At 38.3% G+C, this 16627-nt stretch carries 16 protein-coding genes; 13 read left to right on the top strand and 3 right to left on the bottom strand.

Going from position 1 to position 16627, the window contains the following annotated elements; translation table 11 throughout:
- Window positions 1-22 precede the first annotated feature (22 nt).
- The 11 genes from DW182_RS16925 to DW182_RS16975 all read left to right on the top strand — a co-directional run bounded on the left by DW182_RS16925 (window position 23) and on the right by DW182_RS16975 (window position 12116).
- Window positions 23-1783: an LTA synthase family protein gene (locus tag DW182_RS16925; protein ID WP_118296316.1), complete on the top strand. Its 1761-nt coding sequence runs from the start codon at window positions 23-25 to the stop codon at window positions 1781-1783.
- Between the two features lie 195 nt (window positions 1784-1978).
- Window positions 1979-2962: a glycosyltransferase gene (locus DW182_RS16930; RefSeq protein ID WP_118296272.1), complete on the top strand. Its 984-nt coding sequence runs from the start codon at window positions 1979-1981 to the stop codon at window positions 2960-2962.
- Window positions 2934-4070, top strand: a complete 1137-nt coding sequence (locus tag DW182_RS16935) for a glycosyltransferase (RefSeq protein ID WP_118296273.1) — start codon at window positions 2934-2936, stop codon at window positions 4068-4070. The genes DW182_RS16930 and DW182_RS16935 overlap by 29 nt, the downstream gene beginning before the upstream one ends.
- Window positions 4071-4197: 127 nt before the next feature.
- Window positions 4198-5169, top strand: coding sequence for a hypothetical protein (locus DW182_RS16940; protein ID WP_007661548.1), 972 nt, complete (start codon window positions 4198-4200; stop codon window positions 5167-5169).
- 16 nt (window positions 5170-5185) lie between these two features.
- The gene (locus tag DW182_RS16945; protein WP_044154912.1) at window positions 5186-6310 is read left to right on the top strand and encodes a glycosyltransferase family 1 protein; all 1125 of its coding nucleotides are present in this window, start codon (window positions 5186-5188) and stop codon (window positions 6308-6310) included.
- Entirely contained in the window at window positions 6307-7182 is an 876-nt protein-coding gene (locus tag DW182_RS16950; RefSeq protein ID WP_007661544.1) for a glycosyltransferase family 2 protein, read from the top strand. The genes DW182_RS16945 and DW182_RS16950 overlap by 4 nt, the downstream gene beginning before the upstream one ends.
- A gap of 11 nt (window positions 7183-7193) precedes the next feature.
- On the top strand, window positions 7194-8168 hold the full coding sequence (locus tag DW182_RS16955) for a glycosyltransferase (RefSeq protein WP_118296274.1): 975 nt from the start codon (window positions 7194-7196) through the stop codon (window positions 8166-8168).
- Window positions 8169-8284: 116 nt separating this feature from the next.
- Complete coding sequence (locus tag DW182_RS16960) at window positions 8285-9190, top strand: glycosyltransferase family 8 protein (protein ID WP_007661540.1); 906 nt, start codon at window positions 8285-8287, stop codon at window positions 9188-9190.
- Between the two features lie 114 nt (window positions 9191-9304).
- The gene (locus DW182_RS16965; RefSeq protein WP_007661538.1) at window positions 9305-10222 is read left to right on the top strand and encodes a glycosyltransferase family 2 protein; all 918 of its coding nucleotides are present in this window, start codon (window positions 9305-9307) and stop codon (window positions 10220-10222) included.
- Window positions 10223-10226: 4 nt separating this feature from the next.
- Window positions 10227-11111 (top strand): beta-1,6-N-acetylglucosaminyltransferase, encoded by an 885-nt coding sequence (locus DW182_RS16970; RefSeq protein WP_115502382.1) that lies wholly within the window; start codon window positions 10227-10229, stop codon window positions 11109-11111.
- 135 nt (window positions 11112-11246) lie between these two features.
- Window positions 11247-12116: a capsular polysaccharide synthesis protein gene (locus DW182_RS16975; protein ID WP_232288747.1), complete on the top strand. Its 870-nt coding sequence runs from the start codon at window positions 11247-11249 to the stop codon at window positions 12114-12116.
- A 23-nt stretch (window positions 12117-12139) separates the two neighbouring features.
- Here DW182_RS16975 and DW182_RS16980 read toward each other — a convergent pair whose 3' ends face one another.
- Complete coding sequence (locus DW182_RS16980; protein ID WP_007661535.1) at window positions 12140-13621, bottom strand: glycosyltransferase; 1482 nt, start codon at window positions 13619-13621, stop codon at window positions 12140-12142.
- Between the two features lie 7 nt (window positions 13622-13628).
- Window positions 13629-14345 (bottom strand): hypothetical protein, encoded by a 717-nt coding sequence (locus DW182_RS16985; protein WP_007661534.1) that lies wholly within the window; start codon window positions 14343-14345, stop codon window positions 13629-13631.
- A gap of 145 nt (window positions 14346-14490) precedes the next feature.
- Here DW182_RS16985 and pdxB point away from each other — a divergent pair, with 145 nt between their 5' ends.
- Window positions 14491-15534 (top strand): 4-phosphoerythronate dehydrogenase PdxB, encoded by a 1044-nt coding sequence (gene pdxB, locus DW182_RS16990; protein ID WP_118296275.1) that lies wholly within the window; start codon window positions 14491-14493, stop codon window positions 15532-15534.
- A 114-nt stretch (window positions 15535-15648) separates the two neighbouring features.
- Here the strand turns inward: pdxB and purN are convergent, their stop codons facing one another.
- Window positions 15649-16224, bottom strand: coding sequence for a phosphoribosylglycinamide formyltransferase (gene purN / locus DW182_RS16995; RefSeq protein ID WP_007661531.1), 576 nt, complete (start codon window positions 16222-16224; stop codon window positions 15649-15651).
- Between the two features lie 149 nt (window positions 16225-16373).
- Between purN and DW182_RS17000 the strand changes: the two genes are divergently transcribed.
- Complete coding sequence (locus DW182_RS17000) at window positions 16374-16610, top strand: acyl carrier protein (protein WP_004291965.1); 237 nt, start codon at window positions 16374-16376, stop codon at window positions 16608-16610.
- Window positions 16611-16627: the final 17 nt, after the last annotated feature.

The following is a 16627-nucleotide window of genomic DNA, read 5'->3' on the forward strand; positions in this document are numbered from 1 at the left end:
AGATATCAATATACGCTTTATTATGACAAAGATTGATAAGTCCATACTGACATTTGGAGTTACTATTTTTCTTAAATTCATATTATTCGACATTCTGTGGTGTATTCCCACAACGTTTGCCTCTCTTTCTACAGTTGAATGTTATACAACCAAACTGATAGCCACGTTTATATTACTTATCCCCTATGCCTTTTTCCGAATGTGGAAAACGGAAACTTTCATCATGCTTTTACTAGACTTTCTGTTGATAGCTAACCTTATGTATTTCAGGACCTACTATACAGCTATACCATTGAACAGTTATGGACTATCAGGAAACTTAGCCGATTTCACAGGTAGCGTGATTGACTCTCTCCGGTGGTATGATTCACTTTTCCCATTATCCACCCTTATAGCAGCTATAATTCACCTACGCACCAAAACATCACATCTGAAACGCCCGGTTCGGGCTCTTCCTTATGTAGGAATACTTGTAGTTATTATCTGTATTTTTGGAACAGTAACCCTTATGAAAGGCGGATTCTCAAAGGCTTACGGAAAGTATCGTGATAAAGCCTATTTATGTTCAAGCGGCCCTTCTATTTATACGATTTTCGGTAGTCTATGTTATGACTTGATAGGACCACAACAACAGTTGACTCCCGAATTGGAAGCCAAAATACAAGAATGGTTAAGTGCAAAGCCGAAACATGAAGCCGCATTAATCAGCGATAGTACCAATCGTCGCACCAATTGTATCGTTATTTTCGCAGAATCATTAGAAAGCTGGGTGTTAGAAAAAGAAGTGGAGGGACAGGAGATCACCCCCTATATGAATAAACTATTGAAAGACTCTACCACTCTCTATGCTCCACACGTACTGACTCAGGTAAAAGGCGGACGTTCCATTGATGCACAGCTCATGCTTTGCACCGGATTACTGCCCATCAATAGCGGTACTTACAGCAGCCAATATCCCAATCATATTTATCCGTCATTACAGAAAGCCATGCGCGAAAAGAATCATTCACGCAACTACCTGTTAACCATTGATAAATTGTCAACCTGGAATCAAGGCCCCATAGCCCAAAGTTTCGGCATAGATACCATCATCGCTTATCATGACTTTAAATTGACTGAAGCTTTCGGCACACACAAACGCACCGGAGACGGTTCGTTCTTTGCACAATGCCAAGAAAAAATAGAAAAGGGGGAGATATGGAAAAAAGGAGAAAATGCATATATGCAACTCATTACTTATTCCGGCCATGCTCCATTCATATTACCGAAACAATTGAGAGAAGTTTCATTCTCTTCCGGCATTCCGGAAAAAATGGGTGACTATATGACGACTGCCCGTTATACAGATAAAGCAATCGGCAAATTCGTAGAATATCTGAAAACTCTTCCGCAATATAAAGAAACACTGATTGTAATAACGGGCGACCACGAAGGTCTGGCATATTATCGAACGGAATTATGCGAAAGCCCCGGCGGCAAAGATATTGTATCCGACAAACCTTTTACTCCTTTCATCGTTGTCAATTCTCCTGTAAGCATGCGCTATGATAAGGTCATGGGACAAATAGACATGTATCCCACCCTGCTGAACCTGCTCCAGCTTGACGATTACTACTGGACCGGACTTGGAGAAAGCATTCTCAATCCCAACAAGAAAGGTTTTGCCATAGGTTCACAGATGAATGTGGAAGGAGAAGGCTATACACCGGAGGAGGTGGACTTAGCAAAAGAAGCTTATGATATATCGGATGAGATGATACGATTCAACTACTTCAAAAAATAAATATCTGTATTTAAATATCTTTTTTAAGCCATATTCATCAACTATACCCACAAATACCTTACCTTTGTACACGTGACTAATATATGATTTGGATTATTCATAAAGCAACTATGCAAATATCTTATTTCCAAACTTATAAATTCTGTCACCAACTAAGAACCATCGCATTAAGACAAGTATTTTCACATAAAAAATATGATTCGAAGCTTAAAACATTATTTCGAAAAGAAAAATGAGTTCTATACTGAAAATTTGGAACCCAGTTATACAAATTGGAACATCTTAAAATGTAAAGATCTATATCTGAGTAAAGTATCAGATCTCCAAAGAGAACAATCATCTCAGTTACTTACTGAGAAAACAATTTTCCACGCTTACTGGCATGGAACCTTTGGCCTCAAGCAAGCTTTCTCAATTAAGAGTCTGTTGTGTACACAAAATATGGAAAGTATAGAAATATGGCTATGGTTAGACTCTGAAAATGGGTATGCACAAATAGAAAGTAATCCACACCTACAAGAACTAAAAGGCCATATAAAAATATTGTCCTGGAACGTTGAAAATGAAATTAGCAATACTCCCTTTTGCAAAATTAAGACATATATCAATGCACCCAAGAATCTTGCAGCCAAAGGTGACGATTTCCGGATTATCTCTCTCTACAAATATGGAGGTCTATATTTCGATCTTGATGTTATGTTTTTAAAAGACTTTACCCCTCTACTAAAAGGTCATGAGTTTGTCTATGCATGGGAATACCAATCATATGCCAACAGTGCCATTCTATATTTACGTAAGAATAGCTATATAACTAATTACTTAGCAAAGAAATTACAAAGAAGAAAGGCAGCAATGCCTTGGGTACTATTCGATTACAAAGATAAGAAATTAGAAAATTTGAGAAATTACCCTTGTACTTTCTTTGATCCTCTCTGGGGAGGATATTGTGATGGAATGCCTTTTAAAGAATTTGCTGACTTTTTCAAGGAATTCGGCGAAGGTTATGATAAAGACCCCAATATCAATAGTTATAAAAACTTCTTTCCGGGGGCATTCGCATATCATTGGCACAATAAGTGGGATGCTGAAGAGGTTGAGAACTCATATTTTGGCCTATTTAATCATGAATTTAACAATATATTGAGTAGCAATGAAGTTCAATCTATTCAAAAAAAATAAAGATCAATACACTCTCTATTCGCTACTAAACAGGAAATGGGCATATATTTCATATATACCTGAAGTATATTACCATAAAAAAGACAAAGTTTATATGCGTACTCATCAAAACAAGAGAGAGGCATTAATCATTGGAGAAATATTTTATTCTTTGGGTTATAATGTTAAAGTCGCACGCTGCAATGCCCCCAAAGAGTGTGACGACCGTCACTATGATATTATTTTTGGTTTAGATCCCAACTTTGTAACAATGAGTCAGAAAAATCCTCAAGCCCTAAAAATATATTATGCAACAGGCGCTTACTGGAAACACCAATACTCAATAGTAAAAAACAGAATCGATTCATTCAACAAAAAGCATGGAACACACTTGCCATACTCCCGTTCAGTAGATGCACACAATAGCTGTGAAATAGCAGATATTATTTTCCAGATAGGAAGTTCGTTTACCATCCAGACATACCCCCCGGAATTACAAAATAAAATCAAGATAATTAACCAATCCAGCAACTTTAGTCAGGAATGCAATTTGCAACATAAACTTCAAAGTGTTTCCATAAAAGACTTCCTATGGTTTGGCTCCAGCGGTAGTATATTAAAAGGATTAGATTTAGTTTTAGGTTTTTTTATCAGCCATCCACAATACAACTTACACGTAATCGGCTCTCTTGACGAAGGGTTTATAGACATCTATCAAAAACAAATAGACGAGTGCCGGAACATCACATTATATGGTTTTCTTGACACCAATTCTGAGTTGTTCATGAACTTAGCCTATCTCTGTGCATTCAATATCTTTCCATCCGGCAGCGAAGGATGTCCCGGTTCCGTTATAACTATGATGCAAATGGGAGTTATTCCCATTACTTCTCGATGGGGAGCAATAGACAACATCGAGCATTATGGCTATCTGTTACCGGAATTATCTGTTGAAGCAATAGGTAAGGGAGTAGAATGGGCCAGCATGTTACCCCAGGACAAATTTCACAAATTAATAAGGGAAAATATATATTATTCAACTCAAACGTGGAATCTTGAACAATTTGAAAATGAATTTCGCTCTACACTGAAAGAAACAATAAAAACAAAAGAAAGAAAGAACAAATAGAAAGCGATATATGCCATATCACTACAAGGAAAGATACATTAATACATCTTTTAACACATAGACAAGGGATCGTATCCTATAAAATTCGTATCATTGTATAAATATTACTATACTCTTTCTTAATTCAATGCAGAAGAAATTTATAAAGCTATTAAAAAAGCTACGTCGACGTTATATTGAACGCCACGATTTGCCACAACCTCGTCCCCTTAACAAAGAGATGGACCCTGATATTATATCAAGCCATATTAGGGAAAAATTATTATCACCAGAACCTTGCATGCTCTCAAGATTTGGTGCTGTAGAAATAGGATGTGTAGTCAATTACTTAGGCATCTATCATCAAAAAAGAAAAATTATCAAATACATCAAAGGGGAGGCATTTCCCTGGTGGTGGGAAGAAGAAACAATGTACCCGATGAGGAATAATGCCGGATTCTTTTCAGCAACCCCTGAACTATTAAAGCGTTTTTCGGAAATGATGATTGAAGATATGCCTCTCATTGACATACTTGCTTCCTGGAGATTTGAAGAAGAATATTTCTCTAAAGAATTACAGAATGCGTATAAAATAGATTTTGAGCCTTATAACCCTTTTTGGAGTGATGTACCATGGACTGCTGCCTTAGAAAATAAAAAGGTATTGGTAGTACATCCTTTTGCAGAAACGATACAAAAGCAATACCTTCGAAAAGAACTAATTCACAAAGACCCGAGAGTTCTGCCTACTTTCGACTTGCAAACAATCAAAGCCATTCAAACTATTGGCAATCAAGGCGACGGTAGATTCGAAACATGGTTTGACGCTCTCGAATTCATGAAAAACGAAATTGACAAAATGGATTATGATGTCTGTTTGTTGGGATGTGGAGCGTATGGAATGCCGTTGGCCGCACACGTGAAGCGTTCCGGGAAAAAGGCTGTACACTTAGGAGGCAGTTTGCAACTATTATTCGGGATTAGAGGTGCCAGATGGGAAAACAGTAATTATAACGCAACTTATAATTATTCAAAACTAATGAATGAATTTTGGGTAAAGCCCTCCGCAACAGAAACTCCCTCTAAAGCCCAACAGGTAGAAGAAGGATGTTATTGGTAATGCGACAATGACAAATATGGAACAACCTCATATTTTATATGATTCTCAAATCTTCGATCTACAAAAATTCGGTGGAATCTCACGATATTTTTGTGAAATCATATCCAAACTGGGTATGGCATATGACATTTCTGTTCGCTTTACCGAAAATCATTATTTAGCGCAAGCCAAACTTGCCAGGCACCGTATCCATGCTCCACATTTCTTTTTCAAACATTATAAAAAGCGGCTTTTGCTTGAAAACCAAAAGTTAACAAACAGGTTACTTCAAACGTCATCTCCTTATCTTTTTCACCCGACCTACTACAATCCTTCTTTCCTTGAGCATATTGGTGACCACCCCTATGTAATAACAGTGCATGACATGATTCATGAACTGTTTCCCGAATATTTCCATGATGCTAAAGAGGTCATGGCGCAGAAAAAAGAAGTGATTACAAAAGCCAGCCGGATTATTGCAATTAGTGAAAATACAAAGAAAGATATCGTTAATATATTAAATATTGATCCTCAAAAAATTGACGTTATCTATCATGGAACAAGTATAAAGTCCCATCATGGGAAAGATGAATTGTCACTCCCTAATCGCTATATTTTATTTGTAGGAGACCGAACTCTTTACAAAAATTTCCAACGTTTATTAGAAGCTCTTGCAATCATCCACAAAACAGACCAAGATTTATATTTGCTTTGTACAGGGCATCCATTCAACTGGGAAGAAAAGAAGTTGATAGATAAATTGAATATCACAGACAAGATCATACAAATTTCAATAAACGATAGAAACCTGAATGAATTATACGGCAGGGCACTCCTCTTTGTATTTCCATCACTATACGAAGGCTTTGGCATCCCAGTCCTGGAAGCTTATGCCTGTAAATGTCCTGTAGTCTTAAGTAACACCAGCTGTTTCCCCGAAATAGCCGGCAATGCCGGTGCCTACTTTGATCCTTACTCTATAGAATCAATGGTTCAAACACTGACAGAAATCATAGGTGATAGCGAAAAACGTGCTTCTTTAGTAGCAGCAGGAATAGAGCGGTTACAATTATACTCCTGGGAAAAAGCAACCCGAGAAACAGAGAAAGTATATCAAAAAGTCTTAAATGAAACTCTAAATCCAAAAACGTCCATTAAATGAGAACTCCGACTATCAGTATCATCACAGTCAACTTCAATAACAATGAAGGACTTAAGAAAACATTGCGCAGCATCGAAGTGCAATCATACACCAGCTATGAACATATCATCATAGATGCTGATTCCAATGATGGAAGCCAGGAAACCATCAAGAAATATTCAGAAAAAAATACCCACCTGACTTACTGGGTTTCTGAGAAAGACAAAGGAATCTATGATGGAATGAATAAAGGAATCAGGCAAGCCAAAGGAGAATATCTTTATTTCCTAAATTCAGGAGACTGCTTACAAGGAAACATTCTCAAAGATATTCCATTTGATGGGACAAAATATATCTATGGAGACATGGTCTTAGTAAACGATCATGAACAGAGAAAAGAAGCGGGACCTGATTATCCCGACTTAGTTTTCTTTTTTTATAATGCGTTAGCACATCAAGCGTGCTTTATTCATCATTCTCTTTTTATCAATAAATTATATGACACCCAATATAAAATAATTGCAGATTGGGGACATAGTTTCCAGTCTATCATCATGGAAAGGTGCAGCTACAAACACATCCCCCTAACTATCGCTGAGTGTGATGCTACAGGAATCAGTTCCAACTACATCGATGTACAAACTGAACGATTAAAGTGGCTCCAGGAAAACCTCTCACCGCAGCTTTATTCTACATACATTGATATATTGGAATATAAAAAGTCGGATTTCAAGACCATTATTCCAACCATGAACCATACAAAGAAATTTCAAAAAAGAGCATATAGGTTAGTTCGCTATTTATTGAAACTAAATACTCTTTTTTCCTCCCGGCACGATCATACAGAAGATGTATACAACAGTATATTATATCGTCCTTTTTTAAACAAATAATAATAAGAGCCATGAAGATTTCTATCATTATTCCTGCATACAATGCGGAAAAGCAAATCAGAAAATGTGTGTTATCAGCATTACAACAAGATATCTCGCACAATGAATACGAAATCATCGTAATCAATGATGGCTCCACAGACCAGACAGCTGGTATTATACAAGAATTATCTAGGGAGTACCCTACTATAAAAAGTATCACGACTACCAACCAAGGGGTAAGTGCGGCAAGAAATCTCGGCATGGATATCGCTCAAGGAGAAATTATATTATTTGCCGATGCTGACGATTATTTCTGCACAAACTCAATAGCAAAAATCTATGAAGCAATATTAAAGAACGACTTAGACATTCTTCTATTCGACTATAATCATTGGGGGAATCAAAATAAACTTTTGAAAGGTTTTGATTATGAAGCACGTAAGTTTTGCCCACGGGGCATCGTCTCTGGCAAGTCATTCATAAAAACCGGTTATATGCCCGCTGCAGTCTGGATGCTTGCCTATCGTAGAGAATATATGCTGAAAATGAATTTCAAATTCATCAATATACGACATGAAGATGAAGAATTTATTCCCCGCGTATTCTACTTTGCAGAAAAAATCATGCATCTGCCATTGATCTGCTATAATTATGTACAAAATGAATCTTCATTCATGCAAAACTATAAAGAGTATGGTCTTTTCGATAAAATAAAGGCAATGGACAATCTCAATCAGTTCACCCAAAAATACGTGAAAGAAGAAGACGTAGCCTTTACCTTGAGCGAGCATATATCTTTAAGGCTAATGGAAAATCTAAATAATAGTTTTGCCATCAAAAGCAAAGCTCAGGGAAAAATGGTAAAGCAAATGAAAAAGGCAGGATTAACCCCACTCGTACATACGAAGAGAGAAGGTCGTTATGCCTTCTTATATAAGTATTTTCCAGTATTATTTATCGCTTATTATCGCCACAAATATTTAAAGCGCCATCATTCCAAGTAGCAATATGAAGAAGATAATCCTCGTCGCATGAAAAAAAATATATCTATAATCTACATTTTTTCTGCTATAATACGTACCTTTGCATACTTATATAGACTATAATAACCTAAAGAACTATGATAGATATTGTTTGTAGCATAGACGAAAACTACATTGAATATTGTGGTGTAATGTTAGCAAGCCTGTTCGTACATACTCCAGATGAGAAATTCCGCGTACACATCATTTGTAGCAGTAAGGTCGAAAAGGCTGGAAAAAAAAGGCTGAAAGTTTTTTGCGAAAAACATCAAGCTGAAGTTTATTTTTATGACGTAGACTATTCACTCATTAAGGATTTCCCTATTAGGAAACAGGATCACCTGTCTCTCGCCGCCTACTTAAGGCTTTTCATGTCAGAGCTTATACCCAGTAATATAAACAAAATTCTATATCTGGATTGTGACTTGATCGTTGTCGACTCTATTAAAGAATTATGGGAGAAAAATATCGATAATATTGCCGTAGCTGCCGTTGAAGAAAGGTCACCATTCGATACCGAATCACCTGTCACACTGAAATATCCCGTTGAGTACTCTTACTTCAACTCGGGAGTAATGTTGATAAATCTTCAGAAATGGAGAGAGAAAAAATTTGTAGAGGCATGCAAAAGCTATATCGCATCCAATTATGAAAATATAAAATTGCACGACCAGGATGTTTTGAACGCATTGCTTTATAAAGAAAAACAATTTATTTCTATTCGCTGGAATCTGATGGATTTCTTTTTATATGCAAGCCCTGAGGTACAACCGGAGAGGAAAAAAGATTGGGATGATGCTTTAAAATCTCCTGCTATTATCCATTTCACAGGAAAACGCAAACCATGGATGTACAACTGCGACAGTCCTTTCCGTGATCAATACATCCGGTTTGCCAAACAACAAGGATGGCATGTTATTAATAATAAGAATGCCATTCACTATTTCTTCCGTAAGATTCTATATAAAGTAATCAACAAGAAGAAAACTATAAAAATCAAATAACTGAACTAACAACATTCTAAAAGTGTTCATTGATTTATTCACCAAGAATAAATCATTGTATCAAAATATAGTATATCTTTGTAAAATCGCAACCTAAACAATGATTTTAAGTTAATGCTAATGCCTCTTTTAAACAAAATAGCTAATGTTCTCGAAGAAGTCCCGCAGACCTTCAGACGTACATCCAATCCAAAGCTCATTATGACATTATTGGTCAAAAATGAAGAAGATATATTGGAAGAAAATCTGTGTTTCCATAAGGCTATGGGAGTAGACGGGTTTATCATTACTGATAATAACTCCACAGACGGTACAATTGAAATCATCCAAAAATATCAGAAGGAAGGATGGATAAAAGAAGCTATCATAGAAAAAGCAACTAATTATAATCAAAAAGTATGGGTAGACCGCATGATCAAGATTGCCAAAAAGCAACTTCATGCAGACTGGGTCATCAATGCTGATGCCGATGAGTTATGGTACTCTCCTACCGGCAGTCTAAAGACTGAATTAGCCACCACCAGAGCTAATGTACTAAAATGTTCCATGAGATATATGTATCCGGAAGCAGGTAAACAGTTTTGGAAATGGAATCAAGCTATCATTCCAATTATTAACCCGCTAAAGTACAATTTTTATAATCTTTCGCGCTATTCTCTTTATATACCACAAAGAGGAAAAGTTCTTCATCGCACCACCTCGTACCTTCAGATTTCCACAGGAAATCACAAGGTGCTCATGTTCCCTAAACGCCTTAGAAAAAGTAATATTTGCATTTACCACTATTCCATTCGTGGTAAAGAACGTTTTCTTGAGAAAATGATTAACGGTGGCAAACAACTGGAACAAAATCCCCACAGACATATAGGCATGCATTGGCGCTATTTCTATCAGTTGTATAAGAATCAGCAATTAGAAATAGAATATGATAAGATCATCGGAGCAAACTCTTATGATCAGTTGCAACGCGACGGATATATCAAAACTGACAATACTATTCCCGATTTCTTCAAACAACACTTCAACAAATAGTGTAATGAAACATGCTTATCTAATCATCGTCCACAACGAATATCCGGTGTTAGAAACGCTTTTATCCATGATTGATGACGAGCGAAATGATATTTATCTACATATCGACCGCCGCTCAACAGAACTGTATAAAAGAGCCTGTCTTCTATGTACACAGAAAGCCCGATTATTTCTATTACCTACCCGCAATAAAGTATACTGGGGAGACATCAGCCAAGTAGAAACAGAATATCTGTTACTTGAAACTGCCGCCAAGCATAGCACTTATGACTACTACCACTTGCTTTCAGGTGTAGACCTGCCTATACAAACACAAGATTATATCCATTCTTTCTTTCAAGCCAATTCTGGTAAGGAATTTGTCAGTTATTGGTTGGGAGATAAACACCAGAAAGATTTGAATCGTAAAATCTCCCGATACTACTTTTTCACAAAGAGCCTCAAGCGTAGCAACAGTAAATGGCACATCATAACTGCACCATGCCACAACCTTGCACTCATTGTACAAAAACTTATTCGATTTCACAGAAAACAAGAAGTCGAATTTAAAAAGGGTCCCAATTGGTTCAGTATTACTCAAGGCTTCTGTCAGCATCTGATAGAAAAGAAATCCTTTGTACTTCAACGCTTCAAATACACGTTGTGTCCCGATGAAATTTTTCTTCAAACCATATTATGGAATTCTCCTTTTAAAGAGAACATATACAAAGCTAATGAAGATGATGCAGGAAACATGCGACTGATTGACTGGAACAGAGGAAACCCTTATACATGGCAATCTCAGGACTATAATGAACTAATCGCTTCAGACAGATTATTTGCCCGTAAATTCAGTTCCAAAGAAAAAGAACTGATTGAGCAAATAAAAACCACATATGCTAACAAATAAAAAGAAATAGATTTTTCAAAAAAGGAAGTGACATTCCCTCTAAACCTATATCTTTGTACCAGTAATCAGTTATAATACAGAAGCATGAACTCTACAAATCCAGATATCAACCCCGTTAAATCCTTTTTCAAATCAGTGGAGAAGAAGCTTTTGAAGCACAGTAAACACTTATACTTCAAAACTGTAATTTCTCAGAAGTCCGGTGCAAAAAATATTATAAAGAAATACAAAGAAGCAAGTACCGGAAAAAGTCCGATTGACAAGACATGCCCCATCTGGACATGCTGGTGGCAAGGAGAAGCGAACATGCCTGATATCGTTAAAGTCTGTTACGCCTCTGCAAAACATCATGCAGGTCAACATCCTGTCATATTAATCACAGAGCAAAACTATCAGGAATACGCTACAATGCCGGATTATATCTTGCAAAAAGTGAAAAACCACGAAATAAGTCTCACCCATTTCAGTGACATGCTAAGGATTAATCTGCTTAAAGAACATGGAGGAATATGGGCTGACAGCACCCTACTTTTTACCAGAGATGTAGACTCAATAATGAATCCCGATACCGATTTCTACACTTGCCATCATACGGCAAAAAACACCAATGTGGCAAACGGCAAGTGGACAGTCTTTTTTATAGCATGTGGTAAAGACAATATTCTACCCGCTTTCCTACTGGACATGTTCTATAGTTATTGGAAGAATCATCAACAAATCGTCACTTACTTATTCTTCGATTATCTCGTTAGCATAGCCTATGAAAATATCCCAGCTATTACGGAAATGGTCGACAGCGTCCCTCTGCAAAGAATCAGCAACCTGTCCAAATGCCTCAACATGCCATTTAATGAAAAATCTATGGAGGAATTTAGTGCAAACTATGGTTTCCACAAATTAACCTATAAGAAGCAATTCAATATGCTCACCCCCGAAGGGAAAGAAACAATCTATGCCCACCTACTACATAATTCTACCCATGGGATAGATGCAGACCAAACATAGAAACTACCTTCAAAAGTCAGACATCAAGAAGCCTTAGAAGAAAAAGACGAAGAAGATTTATGAGCTTTCTCTATCAACTGCAAACACTTTTTCTTGTCAAAGCCACGAGATTTGGCATATTCATCCGCTAACACAGCAAACATCTCATCAGTACCAGGTAGTCTTTCAAAATTCTTGCACCCTTCTTCCAAAGATACCTTACCAAAGCGCATCCGGTTCAAATCAATGATCTCTACGGAGACGCCCTCCGGCTTTTCTGCAAATAAGATATTCCCTGCCGAATAATCCTTATGCAAAATTCCATGTTCATGCAAAACAGCAGTGGTACGGGCTATGGCGCGAAGTATTTTTTCCTGTTCCTCAAAAGGACGTTGTGGAAGATCCCGGTAAGTATAAGGGCATTCCGACCTTAACGATACAAAATAACTCTTTCCGAACAAGAACCAACTGGAAACCGAGCAGAAACCAATGGGTGCGGGCGATCCTATATTAAACTGCCGCAACATGGCCGCATAGCGAAATGAACGCCGTGCCTTAGATTCCCGGAAAAAATTATAAATAATCCGATTCAGCAGGTGAGGTATCTGGAAAGATTTAACCACCACTTTCTGCCCTGCTATATCAAACTCCCTCAATTCATTTCTTCCTTTATAAATAACAGTACCCCGATCTTCAAAAATAACCGGAAGCACTTTCACAAAGTCACTCATATTTGAATAATCAGGAGCTACAGCCATGCACCGTGGACGAAAAAAACGCTCAATACGATTGATCCACCTGGACCAGGAACGTACAGAACGCAACTTTCCTCCTAACTCCCGTTCAAAAAATTCAGCATGACGCTTGTTAAGCACTTTCGTAACATGTGGCTTCAACGAACGGTCTACAATTCTTTTGGACCCGGCACGTACGCGATAATACAATTCTATCTGAGGCAAACGGACCACTTTGCCACCATCTTTCAGTACAGATATCCAGAATTCCCAATCCTCACGTGCAATGATCTCTTCGCAGTACCCACCTACTCTTTCCCATTCTGTTTTTCTGTAGAGTGCACAGGTATCAATCATATTCTTACGTGCCAACAGCTTCAAAGAGAAGGGTGGTAACTTCCATTCACCACTACGGTCGCCTATAAATTCGGCTCGCGGACAGACCACTTTAACATCCGGGTCTCGTTCCAATTCTACTACAGCATGGCTTATGAATGTCGGACTGATCCGGTTATCCGCGTCTACCGGCAATATGTATTCGCCATGAGACAATGATATAGCATTATTACGGGCAACACACGGACCACTATTCGACTGGGTATGTACACTTACCCGTGTATCTTTTTCCGCATACTCTTTGGCAATGTCCAAAGAATTATCTGTCGAGCCGTCATCCATCAGTATTACTTCAAAATTAGGATAATCTGAAGCAAGCACCGAATCCAAAGTCTCGTGCAGATACTTTGCCATATTATAAATAGGTATAATAATAGAAACCAATCGATACTCCATAATATTTTCAAATTTTATCCAGTCCTTTGGTATACTTTAACCAGTAATACTTCAATGGATTTTTATACTTTAATTGCTTCCACGGACGGCTACCATGCGGACGATGCCACACCGGAAGCGTAGTAAACAGATAGTTTTTGAATCCCTCTTTCAATGATTGATGGGAAATTGTTACATCGTGCCAATTCTTTTCAAGACTCAGCTGATGAAAATCAAACGAACGGAGGAAATTCAACGTCAGTAACGAGCAACAGAAGCTGCAATGTTTCTTTTCGGGAAACACCTGATTCTCTCGCCCTTTTGCAAACAAATAAGGATAGTTTATATCACCTTTCTCATCTACGGTGACAGCAGCAGCAATTCCACAATCTTTTCTTTCCAAAGCGCCATCGAACAAAGATTGCAAAGTATCTTTCTTTACCACCACATCAGATTCCACAATTACCAATCCGGCTTCTTCCGCAATAGCACGTTCTTGTGACATTTGCAGAATCAGAAGATAGTTAGGCGAAGGGTGGCTTGTGACATCCGCAAGGTTTACCAATTCGAAACCCAGTCTCCCGGATGCTTCCCGCAACCTGGCCGTATTCTCCTCCGTACTGAAATCATTGTAAACGGTATATGTAAAAGGAGTCTTCACGTCAGATGCCATAATAGCATCTACCGTCTGTAAAGTCAACTCAATGGAATCCTTTACAGGCGTAATGATATGGATACACTTCATTCCTTATAACTGTTTTATCTTTATTCTACAAATCCTAATATTTGTACAAGTTGACAAAGTTATGTATTATTTAGCACACAGCCAAACAGTTTACCGCTTTTATGACTAACTTTGCCTGCAACAAATATAGAAAAAAAATACAGAAATGAAAGTCATTGTCGACAATAAAATACCTTTTATAAAGGAAGCTATCGAAAAGATAGCGGATGAAGTAATATATGTCCCCGGAAAGGACTTCACAGCTTCCTTAGTGAAAGATGCAGACGCGTTGATCATTCGCACACGCACCCATTGCAACCGGAAATTATTAGAAGGGAGTCGGGTTCGGTTCATTGCCACAGCCACAATCGGCTTCGATCATATAGACACAGAATATTGTCATCAGGCAGGCATCGTATGGAAGAATGCACCAGGCTGTAACTCCGCATCCGTAGCCCAATACCTGCAATCCACACTTTTGCTAACAGAACTCCTGAAAGGAAAGAAGCTATCCGAAATGGCTATAGGCATTGTCGGAGTAGGTAACGTAGGCAGTAAAGTAGCGGAGGTGGCTCGTGAACTGGGCATGCGAGTATTACTGAATGACTTGCCACGAGAAGATGAAGAAGGAAGTGCCGGCTTCAGTTCCCTACAATTCCTTGCCGAAAAGTGCGACGTCCTCACATTCCACGTACCTTTATATAAGGAAGGGAAATATAAGACTCTCCATCTGGCAGACCAGTCATTCTTCCGCTCACTGAAGCGCTCCCCCATCATCATCAACACTTCCCGAGGGGAAGTTATTGAAACGAATGCTTTATTGGAGGCTCTCAAAAACGGATTAATCTCAGATGCCGTCATTGATGTATGGGAAAACGAACCGGATATTAATCTCACCTTATTAAATAAGGTATTCATCGGGACGCCGCATATTGCCGGATATTCAGCAGATGGAAAAGCAAACGCCACCCGCATGTCGTTGGATTCTCTTTGCCAGCACTTTGACATACAGGCCGATTACCGAATTGTTCCACCTGAACCGGAGAACCCGATGATCACTGCAACTACCGAAACAGAAGCCTACCTACAGATGTATGATCCAAGAAGGGACAGTGAAGCCTTAAAACAGCATCCGGAATTATTTGAGAAATTAAGAGGAGATTATCCGCTGAGAAGAGAGAAAACAGCCTTCCGCGTAGTGATTTCATAGCAACTTCATACCAAGTCCGTGTCAAGTCCGTACCAAGTCCGTACCAACTCCAAGCGTATAGATACGGAGATGATACGGACTTGATACAGTTCAGGTAAGTCCTTGAACAAAGTCTTAGACCTCGGATTCCAGTAATTTTTCTATTACTTTGGGATAAGTATCATATTCCAGCACATGAATACGTTGTGCCAGTTCATCGGGAGTATCTTCCGGCAACACCGGACATTTCACCTGGCAAATAATGGCACCTTCATCATAATGCTCATTCGTATAGTGTATAGTAATACCACTCTCTTTTTCACCCGCAGCAATCACAGCTTCGTGTACGCGGTCGCCATACATTCCCTTTCCACCGAACTTTGGCAACAATGAAGGATGTATATTTATCATTTTATTGGGATAAGCATGCAAAATAGAGTCTGGTATACGAGCCAGAAATCCGGCCAGCACTACAAAATCAATATTGTGCTCCTGCAACACCGATAAAACCGGCTCTCCGTTCTCCCAATCACCCTTGGAAAAATAAAAGCAAGGCACTCCAAGCCCGCGTGAGCGCTCTAAAACAAACGCACTCTGACGATTAGTCAAAACCAGGGCTACACAAGCCAAACTTTTTTCCTGGAAATAACGAATGATATTTTCGGCATTCGTTCCGTTTCCCGATGCTAAAACAGCGATCTTTTTCCTCATAAATCTTCCTTTTAGTGCACAAAACCGTGAAAAATGTGCAAAACATTGCATTTAATTCCCCAAATATTTGCGAGTGACGATAAATATTTATTCCTTTGCCCCGCAAATTTAAAGAAATAAAACTAATTATTAATTAAAAACTTAAAGTTATGTCTGAAATTGCATCAAGAGTGAAAGCGATTATCGTCGACAAATTAGGCGTTGAAGAATCAGAAGTTACTAACGAAGCTAGCTTCACTAACGATTTAGGAGCTGATTCTCTTGACACTGTAGAACTTATCATGGAATTCGAAAAGGAATTCGGTATCTCAATTCCGGATGACCAAGCTGAAAAGATTGGTACTGTAGGCGACGCCGTTTCTTACATCGAAGAACACGCTAAGTAATTCTATCCATCAATTTA

The sequence above is a fragment of the Bacteroides sp. AM16-24 genome (assembly GCF_003471885.1).
In the GTDB taxonomy this organism is placed as follows: Bacteria; Bacteroidota; Bacteroidia; order Bacteroidales; family Bacteroidaceae; genus Bacteroides.